Annotated in this window: 12 protein-coding genes and 3 pseudogenes; 4 read left to right on the top strand and 11 right to left on the bottom strand. The window is 66.1% G+C overall.

Annotated elements, in window-relative coordinates; genetic code table 11:
* The first annotated feature begins 142 nt into the window (after positions 1-142).
* Complete coding sequence (locus FDW81_RS12830) at positions 143-556, top strand: CBS domain-containing protein (protein ID WP_138134568.1); 414 nt, start codon at positions 143-145, stop codon at positions 554-556.
* A gap of 81 nt (positions 557-637) precedes the next feature.
* Here FDW81_RS12830 and FDW81_RS12825 read toward each other — a convergent pair.
* The 4 genes and pseudogenes from FDW81_RS12825 to FDW81_RS12810 form a co-directional block, all read right to left on the bottom strand.
* Positions 638-1,147, bottom strand: a pseudogene (locus FDW81_RS12825) (flavin reductase family protein); the annotation flags it as partial.
* 98 nt (positions 1,148-1,245) lie between these two features.
* Positions 1,246-2,217: a 5'-3' exonuclease gene (locus tag FDW81_RS12820; RefSeq protein WP_138134567.1), complete on the bottom strand. Its 972-nt coding sequence runs from the start codon at positions 2,215-2,217 to the stop codon at positions 1,246-1,248.
* 35 nt (positions 2,218-2,252) lie between these two features.
* Positions 2,253-4,256 (bottom strand): VWA domain-containing protein, encoded by a 2,004-nt coding sequence (locus tag FDW81_RS12815; protein ID WP_138134566.1) that lies wholly within the window; start codon positions 4,254-4,256, stop codon positions 2,253-2,255.
* Positions 4,257-4,308: 52 nt separating this feature from the next.
* A complete protein-coding gene (locus FDW81_RS12810) occupies positions 4,309-5,697 on the bottom strand; it encodes a sigma 54-interacting transcriptional regulator (RefSeq protein ID WP_138134565.1) in 1,389 nt (462 codons plus the stop codon).
* 81 nt (positions 5,698-5,778) lie between these two features.
* Here FDW81_RS12810 and FDW81_RS12805 point away from each other — a divergent pair, with 81 nt between their 5' ends.
* Entirely contained in the window at positions 5,779-6,447 is a 669-nt protein-coding gene (locus tag FDW81_RS12805) for an MSMEG_4193 family putative phosphomutase (RefSeq protein ID WP_138134564.1), read from the top strand.
* A 48-nt stretch (positions 6,448-6,495) separates the two neighbouring features.
* Positions 6,496-7,197 carry an SCO1664 family protein gene (locus FDW81_RS12800; protein ID WP_138134563.1) on the top strand — a complete coding sequence of 234 codons (702 nt, stop codon included), beginning with the start codon at positions 6,496-6,498 and terminating at the stop codon, positions 7,195-7,197.
* 80 nt (positions 7,198-7,277) lie between these two features.
* Here the strand turns inward: FDW81_RS12800 and FDW81_RS12795 are convergent, their stop codons facing one another.
* The 3 genes and pseudogenes from FDW81_RS12795 to FDW81_RS12785 all read right to left on the bottom strand — a co-directional run.
* Positions 7,278-7,925 carry an alpha/beta hydrolase gene (locus FDW81_RS12795; RefSeq protein WP_240720257.1) on the bottom strand — a complete coding sequence of 216 codons (648 nt, stop codon included), beginning with the start codon at positions 7,923-7,925 and terminating at the stop codon, positions 7,278-7,280.
* 122 nt (positions 7,926-8,047) lie between these two features.
* Positions 8,048-8,707 (bottom strand): cyclodeaminase/cyclohydrolase family protein, encoded by a 660-nt coding sequence (locus FDW81_RS12790; protein ID WP_138134562.1) that lies wholly within the window; start codon positions 8,705-8,707, stop codon positions 8,048-8,050.
* Between the two features lie 64 nt (positions 8,708-8,771).
* Positions 8,772-8,894: pseudogene (locus FDW81_RS12785) on the bottom strand (deaminase); the annotation flags it as partial.
* 167 nt (positions 8,895-9,061) lie between these two features.
* Between FDW81_RS12785 and FDW81_RS12780 the strand changes: the two are divergent.
* A pseudogene (locus FDW81_RS12780) lies at positions 9,062-9,663 on the top strand (dihydrofolate reductase family protein).
* A 3-nt stretch (positions 9,664-9,666) separates the two neighbouring features.
* On the opposite strand, the gene FDW81_RS12775 reads toward FDW81_RS12780, so the two are convergent.
* The 4 genes from FDW81_RS12775 to FDW81_RS12760 form a co-directional block, all read right to left on the bottom strand.
* On the bottom strand, positions 9,667-10,698 hold the full coding sequence (locus FDW81_RS12775) for an aldo/keto reductase (protein WP_138134561.1): 1,032 nt from the start codon (positions 10,696-10,698) through the stop codon (positions 9,667-9,669).
* A 30-nt stretch (positions 10,699-10,728) separates the two neighbouring features.
* The gene (locus FDW81_RS12770) at positions 10,729-11,604 is read right to left on the bottom strand and encodes an SMP-30/gluconolactonase/LRE family protein (protein ID WP_138134575.1); all 876 of its coding nucleotides are present in this window, start codon (positions 11,602-11,604) and stop codon (positions 10,729-10,731) included.
* 192 nt (positions 11,605-11,796) lie between these two features.
* Entirely contained in the window at positions 11,797-12,405 is a 609-nt protein-coding gene (locus tag FDW81_RS12765) for a lytic transglycosylase domain-containing protein (RefSeq protein WP_370279009.1), read from the bottom strand.
* Positions 12,406-12,993: 588 nt separating this feature from the next.
* A complete protein-coding gene (locus tag FDW81_RS12760; RefSeq protein ID WP_240720255.1) occupies positions 12,994-13,236 on the bottom strand; it encodes a hypothetical protein in 243 nt (80 codons plus the stop codon).
* Positions 13,237-13,449 lie beyond the last annotated feature (213 nt).

Raw genomic sequence — 13,449 nt, 5'->3', positions numbered from 1 at the left:
TGCTCTGGACACAGATAATCAGCAGGCTTAGCATTTTTGCATCGGTCAGCTCTTCGGAGCCGTAGCATCACCGGCGACGTCCCGAAGGGCCTGCCGAACCGGCCGCAGGCACGGCACACCATCATGGACGAAGGAGACGATCATGGCAACGGCACGGGAAATCATGACCGGGGGCGCGGAATGCGTGGGCGAGAACGAGACGTTGGAAGCAGCAGCCCGGAAGATGAAGGATCTGGACGTCGGTTCGCTGCCCATTTGCGGGGAGGACAACCGGCTCAAGGGCATGCTGACGGACCGCGACATCGTCATTAAGTGCTTGGCGGAAGGCGGGGATCCCCGGACTGCCAAGGCAGGCGAGTTTGGCGAGGGCAAGCCCGTAACAATCGGCGCGGACGACTCGATCGAGGAAGCGATCCGGACCATGCAGGACCACCAGGTGCGCAGGCTCCCGGTGATCGACGGGCACAACCTGGTGGGCGTCCTCAGCCAGGGGGACATCGCAAAGAACTACCCGGAGGACCGGGTGGGCGAACTGGTTGCCTTCATTTCTTACTGAAATCCATGGCTTGACATCAAAAAGCTGCCACAACCGTGATGGCTGTGGCAGCTTCTTGATGCGCTGACGCCCGGTTTGGCCCGCCGCCTCGAGAAGGCGTTCAACCGGCGCCAGTCCGGCGTGCCGGCCCCTGAAGAACAGCAGTGGCTCGGCGTCCTCCCGGGCGCTGAGGTGCCGCACGGCCGCCACCACGATGGTGTGGTCGCCGCCGTCGTATTCTGCATGAAGCTCGCAGTCGATCCAGGCCAGGGCGTCGTCGAGGACCGGGTTGCCCAGCGGTGAGGCAGAGTGGGTGACGCCGGCGAACTTGTCCGTACCCGCGCGTGCGAACTGGCCCGCAAGGTGCTGGTGTTGAGCCGGCAGAATATTGACGGTGAACGAGCGGGCCCTGCGCAGCGCAGGCCACGTGCTTGACGTCCGGGCCGGGCTGAAGGTCACCAGCGGCGGGTCCAGTGACAGCGAAGCAAAGGATTGGCAGGGGAAGCCGGCGGGGCCCTGCGGGGTTTCACCGGTGATCACCGTCAGCCCGGTGGCGAAGGTTCCGAAGATATCCCGGAGCCGGCGGGGAGCAAGATCTGATGTGGCTGTCATCGGAAATGCCCTCTCGTCTGGATCGTTACCTCACCAAACCATCACGGCAGCACGGCTTCAAGCTTCTTGACGTGGGCCGACGCGCACCGAAACGGGCGTCATTCCGCTACACGCGGAGTAACCGTGCGGGCCTGTTCCCGCAGGTCAAGCGCCGCCAGCAGCCTTCTCACCGACCCGCCCAGGTTCCATTCGACTGCCAGCCGTTCGAGTTCGGCGCGCGGTCCGCCCGTAACCGGGGACAGCAGGGCCCCTGCCTGCTCCGGGGCAGGCAGGTCCAGGTTCCGCACCAGCCTGACGACGGTGGGGGCTGCCTTCAGGTAGTCGGCGGCGGCGGCGAGTTTGGCCCGGACCGGACCGGCGAGGCCGCTGCCCGGGTCCCCGGCAGCTTCCAGCAGCCCTTCGAGGGTTCCGTATTTGAGGAGCAGTGAGGCCGCGGTTTTCTCACCGATGCCGGCAACTCCCGGCAGCCCGTCGGAGGCGTCGCCGCGCAGGGTCGCATAATCGGCGTACTGCTGCGGCAGCACCCTGTACTTGGCCACCACTGTTTCTTCCGTGATGACTTCGAGGTTCCGCATGCCCCGGGCCGTGTAGATTACGCGCACCTGGCGTTCGTCGTCGCACACCTGGAAGAGGTCACGGTCACCCGTGACCACATCGACCGGGAGGTCGGCGTGGCTTGCGTAGGTGCCCACAACGTCGTCGGCCTCATGGTGGGCGGCGCCCACCACGGCGATCCCTGCCAGCGCAAGCACCCGGCGGATCATTGGCAGCTGCGCTTCCAGCGCATCCGGAACCACCTCGAGGTCCGGGGATCCGGCCACTGACTCCGCCACCCGGTGAGCCTTGTAGGTCGGCAGCAGGTCCACCCGCCACTGCGGCCGCCAGTCGTCGTCCCAGCAGGCAATCAGGTGGGTGGCCCGGTAGTCCGTGGTGAGCCGGGCGATCATGTCCAGCAGCCCCCGAACGGCGTTCACTGGCGTGCCGTCAGCACGGCGCAGCGTGTCGGGCATGCCATAGAAGGCGCGGAAGTACAGCGACGCAGTGTCCAGCAGCATCAAGCGTTCAGCCATACCCTGATCCTGACACGGATGGGCGGGCTGCTGCATCACGCCCAGTCAGCGTCCTCGAACGCGCGGCCGCGGAAGTGCGCCCGCAGGTACTCCCCCACCACTGCGGCACCGAGGTCCCCTGCGTCGGGCGCGACCACCCGGCCGTCCACCCTGCTCACCATGCGCTGGACGAACCGCTCGAGGCTCGGGTCGTCTCCCAGCCTGAAGAAGGTGGCTTGTGTGCCGGCACGGCCCAGCCGGTCCAGTTCCGCCACCGTGACGCGGATGGTTTCCGGGTCGGGCGGCCAGCAGAACCATGGCTCGCCCTCTGCCAGCAGGTGGGCTGTGGGTTCGCCGTCGGTAACCACCAGGAGTACCGGCTGCATGGACGGGTGGCGGCGGAAGAAGCGGCCAGCCAGCAGCAGGCCGTGGTGCAGGTTCGTTCCCTGCTCGCGGCGGGGCGGCAGGGCCGTGAGTTCGCCGATGTCCATGGCCTGGGCGTAGCGGCCGAACGTGATCAGCTCCAGTCTGTCGCCGCGGAAGCGGGTGGAGACGAGGTGGTGCAGGGCGAGGGCGGTGCGTTTCATGGGTATCCACCGCCCCTCGGCAGCCATCGAGAAGGACACGTCCACGAGGAGGACGACGGCGGCCTGGGTCCGCGCTTCCGTCTCTGACACTTCGATGTCTGCCGCCGTTAGCCGGAGTCCGCCGCCAAGGTTTCCGCCGTCGGCAGCCGTGCGGCTGATCGCGTTGGTGAGCGTGCGGGTGACGTCCCACGGTTCTGCATCCCCGAACTCCCACTGACGGCTGGAGCCGGTCTGCTCGCCTGCGGCGCCGGCAGTGCGGGTGTCCCGGCGTCCCTGCCGGCCTGACAGTTGCTTGGCAGTATCCCTGAGCAGGGACTTGCCAAGCCGCCGCATCGCCTGAGGTGAGAGCCGGAGGTCTCCGTCCGCGCCACGCCGCAGGTACCCGCCGTCCTGCATGGCGCGCTCGATTTCGGCGAGGGTCCGGGCAGTGACGGCGGCGTCCTGCCCCAGCTGGCGGGCCAGGACGTCCAAGTCCAGGTCGCCCAGGTTTGAGCCGTTGTAGGACTGGGAGAGCTGTTCGGCCAGCTCATCGAGTTCGGCGATGTCCTGGAGGACACCGGTGCCATCGCCGAGGCCCAGGCTTTCCTGGCCCTCGAAGCGTTCGGAGCCGGTCCAGTCCTCGCCCGGGCGCAGGGCACGGAGGGTGTCGTCAAGCTGGTCGAGCTGGGCCATCAGTTGCGGTGACCCGAAAGCCTGGGCCGACAGCCGCATCAGTTCCTCCCGCTGTTCCGGGGACATGGACTGAAGGAGCCGCTGCGCGGCGGCCGCGCGCTTCGCCAGTGCGTCAATCAGCTCCTCAACGGATTGCGGGTTCTCCGGGAAGAAGTTGCCGTGCCGGGCCATGAACTCCTGGAAGTCGGCATCGGTGTCCTCCCCGCGGCGGTGTTTGTCGAGCAGTTCGTTCAGGTCGCGGAGCATCCTGGTGACGGCTGCGCGGTCCTCCTCCGTGGCGTTTTCGAGTGCCTGCTTCATGCCGGCGAACCGCTGGTCAAGGGCCTCGCGGCCCAGCAGGTCCTTGATCCGCTCATACGCTTCCCGGGCGGCGCCCGACTGCCAGTCGTAGGAGGCAAGTTCATTGACGGCCGCAGCGGTGGACGGGGGCAGGTTCTGCAGCTGCATCTCCCGGAAGGCGCGGTCCGTGTTATCCATCATGGCGTCGCGGGCCAGCTGCTTGCGTTCTTCCAACACCGCCGTGTCCAGGAGTTTCCTGACTTCGTCGAAGGTGCCGTCCAACCGGTGCCGGCCCAGCAGGTCGCTCCGGCGCTGCTGGACTCTGCGGGCGAGATCATCCAGGCCCTGCCGGTTCCGGCCGCCGCGCCGCAGGAACTCCTGCAGGGCGTGGCGGGGCGAATACCCTGCCATGACATCCTCTGCGACGGCGTCCAGCGCCTCGGCGAGGTCAACGGGCGGGGCGAGGGGGTCCGGTCCGCCCGTGTACCTGCCGTACCTGGCGGAGTGGTTGTGGATGTTCATGTGCCGCCTGTCCCTTTCTCCAGCCTTCTGACCGGCCACGCAGGGTGTGCCGCTAGCCGTAGACCGTCTCTTCGTCGCCGGACTCCTTGGATATCCGCCGGGCGAGATAGAGGCCTTCCAGGGCAAGCTCGATGGCGGCTGCCCGCTGCCCCTTGTTCTGCGCGCCCAGCCTGCGGCCAATCTCGTCGTACAGGCCCGAGCCGTTGAGGGACGGCAGCTTCGCCAGGAACTCCTGCGCGGTGACGTGCTCCCCGGTGGTGACGGTGGTATGCCCGTCGAGCGCTGCCACCAGCGGGCCGAGGTCCAGGCCCTGGTAGTGCGCCCGCACCGCCTCCGCGGTGGCGGTCCGCAGGAGGTGGTCCAGGACTGCCTGTTCACGGCCCTCCTCGCCGGATTCGAACTCGATTTTGCCGGTGAGGACTTCCACCGCCGTGCCGAGATCGACGATCCGGGCCACGGCCTCGTCCTCGCCACGCAGGCTGGCCCGGCGGAGCGCCGCGGCTGCCACGGTTTCTGCTCCTGCAATGGCGAACCGGGCAGACACACCTGAGGTCTGGTTGATGGCCGGGGACTGCCGCAGCGCACGGGTGTAGCGGGCCAGGATCTCGAGGATCACCGGCGGGACGTCGGCCACCAGTTGCCCCTCCTGCCGGATCACGGCCACCTCGTCGTCAAGCTCTATCGGGTAGTGGGTGCGGATTTCAGCGCCGAAGCGGTCCTTCAGGGGCGTGATGATCCGGCCGCGGTTGGTGTAGTCCTCCGGGTTGGCGGAGGCAACGACCAGTACGTCCAGCGGCAGCCGCAGGACGTAGCCGCGGATCTGGATGTCGCGCTCCTCCATCACGTTGAGCATGGACACCTGGATCCGTTCCGCAAGGTCCGGCAGTTCATTGATGGCGATGATCCCCCGGTTGGAACGCGGGACCAGCCCGTAGTGGATGGTCTCCGGGTCCCCCAGCCGGCGCCCCTCCGCCACCCGCATGGGGTCGACGTCGCCAATGAGGTCGGCAACAGAAGTATCCGGCGTGGCCAGCTTCTCCACATACCGTTCAGACCGGTGGCGCCATGACACCCGCAGCCTGTCCCCCTCCGTCAGCACGCGGGCCCGGGAGTGTTCGGTGATCGGCTCAAACGGATGCTCGTTCAGTTCTGAGCCCTCAAGGACCGGGGACCACTCATCCAGCAGCCCGGCCAGGGTACGGAGGAGCCGTGTCTTGCCCTGTCCCCGCTCACCCAGCAGAACGACGTCGTGCCCGGCGATCAGGGCACGCTCAAGCTGGGGAAGCACGGTCCGGCCGAACCCGTACATCCCGGGCCACGGATCCCGTCCGGCCGCGAGCGCGGCTAGCAGGTTGTCGCGGATTTCCTGGCGCAGGTCCTTGAGGACATGCCCGGCTGCACGCAGCTCACCAACAGTGAAGATCTCGGGACGCTCACTCACCCCTCCACGGTAGCCCCGACCCTGCCCGGAATCGAGCAGATTCTGCAAACGCCGTACCTCACCAACGGCTACGCTGGGTCTGTGACTGCAGGAACGCCGTCGGAACAGCCGACTCCCCCGCCAGGGCAGGAGCGCACGCTTCTCCTCCTGGTGCGCCACGGTGAAACCCCGACCACCGGGCAGGTGCTGCCCGGGCGGGCACCGGGACTGCACCTGTCAGAACGGGGCCAGGCGCAGGCGGACGGAATCGCGGAACGCCTTGAAGGGCTCGCCGTGGACGCCCTTTATTCCTCCCCGCTGGAGCGGGCCCGGGAGACTGCCGCCCCCGCGGCAGCCCGGACCGGACTCCCGGTAGCCGAGGAGGCAGGGCTGACCGAATGCGACTTTGGCGACTGGACCGGCGCTGCGCTCGCCGAGCTCTCCGGACTGCCGGAATGGCGCACGGTCCAGCACACGCCGTCGTCCTTCCGTTTTCCCGGCGGGGAGAGCTTTACCCAGATGCAGGCACGGATGGTCGGTGCACTCGATGATCTGCGCGCCGAGCACCGGGGCGGAGTGATCCTGTGCTTTTCGCACGCCGACCCGATCAAGGCGGCCGTTGCCCATGCCCTGGGCACGCACCTGGACCTGTTCCAGCGGATCGTGATCAGCCCTGCATCCGTTTCGGCCATCTCGTTCGTGGACGGACGTCCTCCTGCCGTACTGGCCGTGAACTCCGTTGCCGGGTCCTTGGCGGGACTGGCGGCATGATGCCCACAGGTCCCTCCACCCTGCCAGCCAGCCCGCAAGGGACAGCCGGTGTCCACGCGTGAGCTGAACCTGCTGACCGACGGCCGGGTGGAACTCGTGGCGCGCATTCCGCGCAGCAGCAACGCGACGTTCCTGGTTCGCGTCTCCTGCGGGGAGGACTCCTCCTACGCGGTGTACAAGCCGGAGTTGGGGGAACGCCCACTGCATGACTTTGAGCCCGGACTGTACCGGCGGGAGCGCGCTGCCTATCTCCTCAGCCGCCACCTGGCATGGGACCTCGTGCCGCCCACCGTGATCCGGGAAGACGCCCCGCTGGGTGTCGGTTCACTGCAGTGGTTCGTCGAGTGCGATTTCCGCGAGCACTACTTCACCCTGCACACCGAAGCACCCGAGATCCATGGTGTCCTGGCACAGCTGGCCCTCTTCGACGTCGTCGCCAACAACACGGACCGCAAGAGCGGGCACGTGCTCCGCGGGCACGACGGACGGGTGTGGGGCATCGACCACGGGCTGTGCTTCTCCGCAGTCTTCAAGCTGCGAACCGTCATCTGGGACTTCGCCGGCGAAGCCATCCCGGAGCCCCTGCTCCGGGACATCAGCGCGCTCGCCGGGGCCGTGCCTGAGGACGTGGCGGAGCTTCTCGACGACGAAGAGGTGGCGGCCCTGCAGCGGCGGGTGGCACGCCTGCTTCGGGAAGGCGTGCTCCCGATTGACCGGACGGGTATGCGCTACCCCTGGCCACTGGTGTAACCGTTGCTGAACGCGGGCAGAACGGAAATCCTCCGGGCTGATAGCGCCGGCAGCCCGGTTCAGTGCCAGGGGCTTGGGGTTCAGATGTTCGTTGTGGGGCCGGCGACTTTCCTGACGAACGCGTGCAGGCGCCGGTACACTTCTGAAGCCGGTACACTTCTGAACACGGGCGGGAACCGGCCGTCCAGCCATTCAGTCTGAGATGCAGACGGCCTCCTCCCGGAGCCGCTCTGGAAGAACACGGAGAAATCCACCACGCTGCAGTGCTGGACAAGGCCTCTCAGGTGATCCGCCGCCAGCGCGGGCTGAAGAGAGTAGTATCCGGCAAGTTGGGCCGGATTGTTGCCGCCGTCAGCAAGGGCGGCGATCTGGCCGCCTGCGGAGCCGCCGCCCAAAACCACCGACTCGGGGTCGCCCCCGTAGTCTTCGATGTTGCTGCGCACCCACGCCAGGGCGGCATTGGCGTCTTCAAGCACATGGCCCATATAAAACCGGGGCGGCTTGCGGTAGTTCACGTTCACCACCACAATTCCCCCGGCCGCCTGGTTGGCGCAGTACTTGGTGAGGGCGGATTTATCCCCGGATGTCCATCCGCCGCCGTGGAAGTACACGTAGACGGGGAGGCATTCCTGCGGCCGGCTGGAAATTGTGGGTGGTTGGCGGGGGTGTGAGGACGTCACGCCCAGCATGAGGAGCCGCCAGGTCCACACGGGTACCCGACGAATCAATCGGCGGGTCCTCCGCGCGAGCGGATGGCGGTTTGGGAGTGGCGGACCGCCATGGTCATCCCTCAATGATACCGGCGGGTGATTTTTTGAGGCCGCCGGTTGGGGTGCAGGTGGTCGGCAGTTCAGCCGGCGTCGGTCGGTGCGGCCCGGTCATCCACGGCTGCCGTCAACCGGTCGATGCGCTGCAGCGCTGAGCTCAACTGCTCCACCGCCGCCCACAGGGCGGGATGCTGTTCCCTGACCTGCTCCAACGTGGCCCCGGCGGACCTGAGGGTGGCAAGGTCGAAGCTGACGTTGGTGCGCGCCCCCGCCACTGCTGCCCTCAGTGCACCACATCCAACCACGACATCGGCAATGAGCGCCGGATTGCCATAGGACGCAAGCCAGGCAAGGTCGTCAATGGCAGCAACAGCCCGTTCACCCAGGACAGCCGAGGCCTTGGCGGCACCAACGGATGCGCGATGTATCGCCTCATCCCGTTCCGGACCTCGATCCAAATGAAAAGCGGCGCCGAAGGCTTCGGAGGCGGCCGCGTCATCGTCGGCCAGCTGAAGGGCGTCCTCCCGCAGTGCCCGGGCGCGGGCGTGAAGGGAAGCCAGCTCCTCCTGCTGGTGGTCCTTCGGTTCTGTGTAGCCGGCCACCATGGAAGCCAAGGAGGCGGCAATGGCAAGCATCACCCCGGTCCCGGCACCTCCACCGGGCGAACCCTTGGACTCGGCGAGCGCACGCGTCCATTCCTCAACCGTTGAACTCCGGGTGGTTACGGCATCAGCATCAGTCATGGCATCAAGTCTGCCTGCTGCGGACCGGATGGCGGTGCATGCAGCGCCGTGGGGATGTACTCCAGTATTCGGGCCCCTCGAGGCCCCACCAGCCGGGCCACCCCTCAGCCGACGCATATCCGTCCAGGGAAATGATGAGGTCCACCATCAGGCCGGGGACCAGTGCGTCTGCACTAGTCTCACCCATGAGCTTCTCCTTCTGCGGCACGTGGCGGCCATGCTAGCCCTGGAGCCACCCGGCCTTCAAGGGCTCACTGGCCTGGGGAGCAGGATCCGGCGGCAGTAGCATGGCGGTACTTATCGCGCCGGCGCACCTCGGACAGGCGCGCCGGAGCCGGGACAGGGAAGGAAGCCATGGACAGGGTCACCTGCGACCTGACCATTTCGCTGGACGGATTCCTGGCGGGGCCGAACCAGACCCGTGCCAACCCCTTGGGCGAAGGCGGCGAAGATCTGCATCGGTGGCAGTTTGCAGAACCGGATGCGAACGCAGCAGCGATTGCGGGCATTCTTTCAGCCGGGCCTTCATCATGGGCCGCAACATGTTTGCCGGCCCCGGTCCCGGTCCCGGGCCTTGGGAGGCGGGCTGGCGGGGGTGGTGGGGTGAAGAGCCGCCGTACCACGCCCCCGTTTTTGTCCTCACGCATCATCCCCGCCGTCCGCTGCAGATGCAGGGCGGCACAACGTTCATTTTTGTCGGCGGCGGGATTGAGTCGGCGCTGGATCAGGCGCGGGAGGCGGCGGGCGGCAAGGGGGTTGCGATAGCGGGAGGCGCGGAGACTGCCCGCCAGTACCTGTCAGCGGGGCTGATTGACGAAATGCGGCTGCACATTGCGCCGCTCCTTCTGGGTGCGGGTGAGCGCCTTCTGGATGGCGTGGGGACACTGAGGCTTGGGCCGCTGGAGGTAAGCGGGACGCGGCTGGTGACGCACATCCGCTACGCGGTGCTCCGCTGACCGTTACCGGCCGCCCTCGATCTTCCGGCTCCGCTGCTCCTGGGCCAGGGGTCCGTACGGGTAGACTCCGGTCTGCGGCTCACTGAGCCGGGTCAACCGTTCGATCTCGTCCCGGCTGAGTTCCAGCTGGGCTGCAGCAAGGTTGTCTGCGAGCTGTTCCTGGGTCCGGGCACCAAGGATCACCGATGTGACCGCGGGCCTGTCCGCCAGCCAGGCCAGAGCCACCTGCGAAGGGCTCACGCCGCGGGTCGCAGCGATGCTTTCCACGGCATTGATGACTGTCCAGGTGGCCGGGTTGGCGTTGCGTTCTTCCCAGGCCTCCATCCCGCGTTCGGGGTTTTCACCCAGCCGGGTGGCGCCTGTGGGATCCTGGTCCCGCTTGTACTTGCCGGACAACCACCCGCCGCCCAAAGGCGACCACGGCAGCAAACCGATCCCGGCATCCAGTGCCGCCGGAACGATCTCTGACTCGATCTCCCGGACCAGCAGGCTGTACTGGGGCTGCAGGGTCACCGGCACTTCCCAGCTGTGGGCGCGGGCAACGTGGACGGCCTTGGTCAGCTGCCATCCCAGGAAGTTGGAGAAGCCGTAATAGGCGATCTTGCCGCGGCTGACGGAGTCGTCCAGGAACCGCAGCGTCTCCTCCAGGGGAGTGAGCGGGTCCCACGCGTGCAGCTGGTACAGGTCGATCTGTTCCAGCCCCAGGCGGCGGAGGGAATCGTCCAAGGCGCGCGTCAGATGCCGGCGGGAGGTCCCGACGTCGTTCGGTGCTGTTCCCGTGGGAAAGCGGCCTTTGGTGGCAACCACCGCAGTGTCTCTGGCCTCAGGCCGCTTGGCGAGCCAGCGTCCGACGATCTCTTCCGAGACGCCCGCGCTGTAGACATCTGCGGTGTCGATGAAGTTGCCGCCGGCGGCAAAGTAGTCGTCCAGGATGGCATGGGATGCCTCCTCGGTTGCCTCTGCACCGAACGTCATGGTTCCCAGTGCGTAGTTGGAGACCACCGCGCCGCTGTTGCCTAGGGTCCTATATTCCACGGTGCTCCTTGAAGTCAGTATTCATCGGGGTCATACGTTCAGGGCGGTGGCGCCCCTGGTGGTGGTGCGGATCCGGTACAGGCTGCTGCTGGCGGTGATGTAGAGGTCCTGGCCGTCCGGGCCGCCGAAACACAGGTTTGATACCTTCTCCGGCACCGGGATGGTCTTCAGGAGTTCGAAGGACGGCGAATAGACCCGTACGGATGCGCCGGCAGAGGTCCAGACCCTGCCTTCCAGATCCACCTTCAACCCATCGGCAGGGTGGTCTTCTTCCAGCTCGACCATACCTGCAGTGCGGCATCCGCCGTCGGCTACGTCATAGGCGACGATCCTCAGCGGGACTCCATGGCTTGGGCCGGCCGTGTCCGTAACGTAGAGGACCGACTCGTCAGGTGAGAAGGCCAGCCCGTTCGGATAGACGAGGTCGGTGATCGCGGCAGTGAGACCCTCCGACGCCGGCTCGAAACGGAAGACATAGCAGCCGCCGTATTCCTGCTCGCCCTCGTGCCCCTCCTTGGTGCCGGGAAGGACCCCATACGGAGGGTCCGTGAACCAAATGCTGGAGTCCCGCGCAATCACGACGTCGTTGGGCGAATTCAGCCGCCGTCCTTCGAAGCTGTCAACGATTCCATCGACGGCGCCCGCGCGGTCCCGCTCAATCCTGCGCCGTCCGTGGCTGCACTGGACAACGGAGCCGTCGGCGTCGAGGGTCCTGCCATTGGTGAATTCCACATCCACCGCGTACTCGCTGGTTAACCCGCTGGCCGGGTCAAATTCGAGGATGAGGTTATTGGGGATGTCACTCCAGCGCACAGTCTGTGACGAGGGCACCCACAGGGGACCCTCTGCCCATACCGACCCAGTGAAGAGGCACTCCAGCCCGCCAGTCGTCAGTCCTTCGCCCATGCTCGTCCCTTCGCCAAAGCCGGTTGCCGCGGCCCCGCCAAACGTGGCAAAGGCCCTGCTCATTACCGGACACGATAGCGTGAAGAGATGGGGCGGTTCGAAGTTGTCGTGCTGCCGGCAGTAGCCGCTCCGGGCCGGGACCAAATCCGACGCCTCTTCAGGCAGGAGAGCATGGACTATCAACCCTTGGCTTCATCCCGCGGCGCCTGCCTTCGCTGCGTATGCCGTGGCCTGCTCACGCACTTGCTGAATATATGCATCGGACTGGTTGTAGGCGTAGATCGCATCGATCCAGCCGTCCGCGGTTGTGAGGTCACGACCGTGAGCACAAAGATAGGTCGCCGCGCTAAGGGCTGCATCGTCGATATTAAAGGGATCCGCCGTGCCGTCCCCGTTGCCGTCCCGCCCCACGAGTTGCCACGTGGAAGGAATGAACTGCATCGGCCCCACGGCACGGTCCCAGCGGGTATCTCCGTCCAGCGAACCGGCGTCCGTGTCGGCGATAACTGCGAATCCTGCCCCGTTGAGAGCCGGGCCCACCACCGGGCGGCTCATCTCCCCCGCGGCGGTTAAGCTGCCGCCGCCGTACGTCCCGTGTGCTGTTTCGACGAAACCGACGGCCGCCAAAGTGTTCCAACCGATCCCGCACGCCGGAGCAGTAGCATTCACGGTCTCGGCCGCGGCAACATATGCCCGCAGGGCGCGTTTAGGGATCCCGGTCTGCGCCGCAGCCCGGATCACCCAATCGGCGTCCGGGTTTCTGGTGACGTTCACGGCGGTGGTCATACTGGAGGACAGCATTTCGAACTCAGTCTCCGCCCGCGGCGGCGGAGACAACGCACGACGTCCGTCCGCGGCAGGGTGCGCAAGCACCCAGAACAAGAAAGCGGTGGTGACGCAAAACACAAACAGGACAAGGACCACGAGGCGTCTGAGACGAAGCACCGACTAATCAAACCATCCAAAGCCCCACCGTTGGTGACAGGCTTTGGTCGCGACTTCGTGTACTCCTAGGCGATGTATTTGGAGAAGTCTTGCCATCCACCAAGTCACGGGCAGGACCGATCCGGCAGAAACATTGCAGGGCTACTTCCTCACGTCATCATCTTCAAAACGCCATCATCGCAGGGGCGCTTCATCCGTCGCCCCGCGAGATGCGAACCACCACCGTCTACTACTACTTGGCAGGAGGAATCTCAGTACATCTTCACACGCTGCGACCAACAGTAAGTAAGCTTACGATCGGACGCGGTGTCCAGCAGTGTGGCACCGCGTTCCCAGCCTCACTGTGCTTCAAGGCGTGAGCTGCATTGCCGGAGCAGTGCGGGCTCAGCAGATCTTGCTTGCCAGGGAAGAATTGCAGGGCGGGTCCAAGCGCTGGCGGCCGATCTACTTCTCTGCTAAGTCATCCGCCACCCGGCGAAGGTCCTGGACCCAGCCGGTGGAGCGGCTCGGTCCCCCCACGCCAGCTTCAAAGTTCGCCAGCGCTTCCGCCATGAGCTCCAGCGCTGCCGACATGTTCGCTTTAACCGCCGCATAGCCTTCATCCGAGCGGGGGTCCGCTGAAGCGGATAAAAGCAGCTCCGCTCCGGACCTGATGATTAGAGAGGCCTCGTATTCGTTCACGCTCACACCCCGCGTCCTCAGAATCCGGAAAGCGGAAAATGGACCCGCCAACCTCACTTTGCCCCCGGACCGAAGACGCCAAGGAGCAGGCCGGAATGACAGCACACTTCAAACCTGCATTCCACCCGGTACCGGGTGATCTCAAAAACACGGACGTTTGGACTACAAAACCCGGCCACAACTAATGCAGCAATCGTGTAAACATCCTCGTTCGTCCTG

The sequence above is a fragment of the Pseudarthrobacter sp. NamB4 genome (assembly GCF_005796185.1).
GTDB lineage: Bacteria > Actinomycetota > Actinomycetes > Actinomycetales > Micrococcaceae > Arthrobacter.
This window is presented reverse-complemented; position numbering and strand designations above follow the sequence as displayed.

Excerpts from the sequence above, each read along its gene's own strand:
- FDW81_RS12765 (WP_370279009.1), bottom strand. The coding sequence starts at position 12,405 with ATGCTGTCCTCCAGTATGACCACCGCCGTGAACGTCACCAGAAACCCG.
- FDW81_RS12770 (WP_138134575.1), bottom strand. The coding sequence starts at position 11,604 with ATGGGCGAAGGACTGACGACTGGCGGGCTGGAGTGCCTCTTCACTGGG.
- FDW81_RS12790 (WP_138134562.1), bottom strand. The coding sequence starts at position 8,707 with ATGACTGATGCTGATGCCGTAACCACCCGGAGTTCAACGGTTGAGGAA.
- FDW81_RS12815 (WP_138134566.1), bottom strand. The coding sequence starts at position 4,256 with ATGAACATCCACAACCACTCCGCCAGGTACGGCAGGTACACGGGCGGA.
- FDW81_RS12830 (WP_138134568.1), top strand. The coding sequence starts at position 143 with ATGGCAACGGCACGGGAAATCATGACCGGGGGCGCGGAATGCGTGGGC.
- FDW81_RS12820 (WP_138134567.1), bottom strand. The coding sequence starts at position 2,217 with ATGGCTGAACGCTTGATGCTGCTGGACACTGCGTCGCTGTACTTCCGC.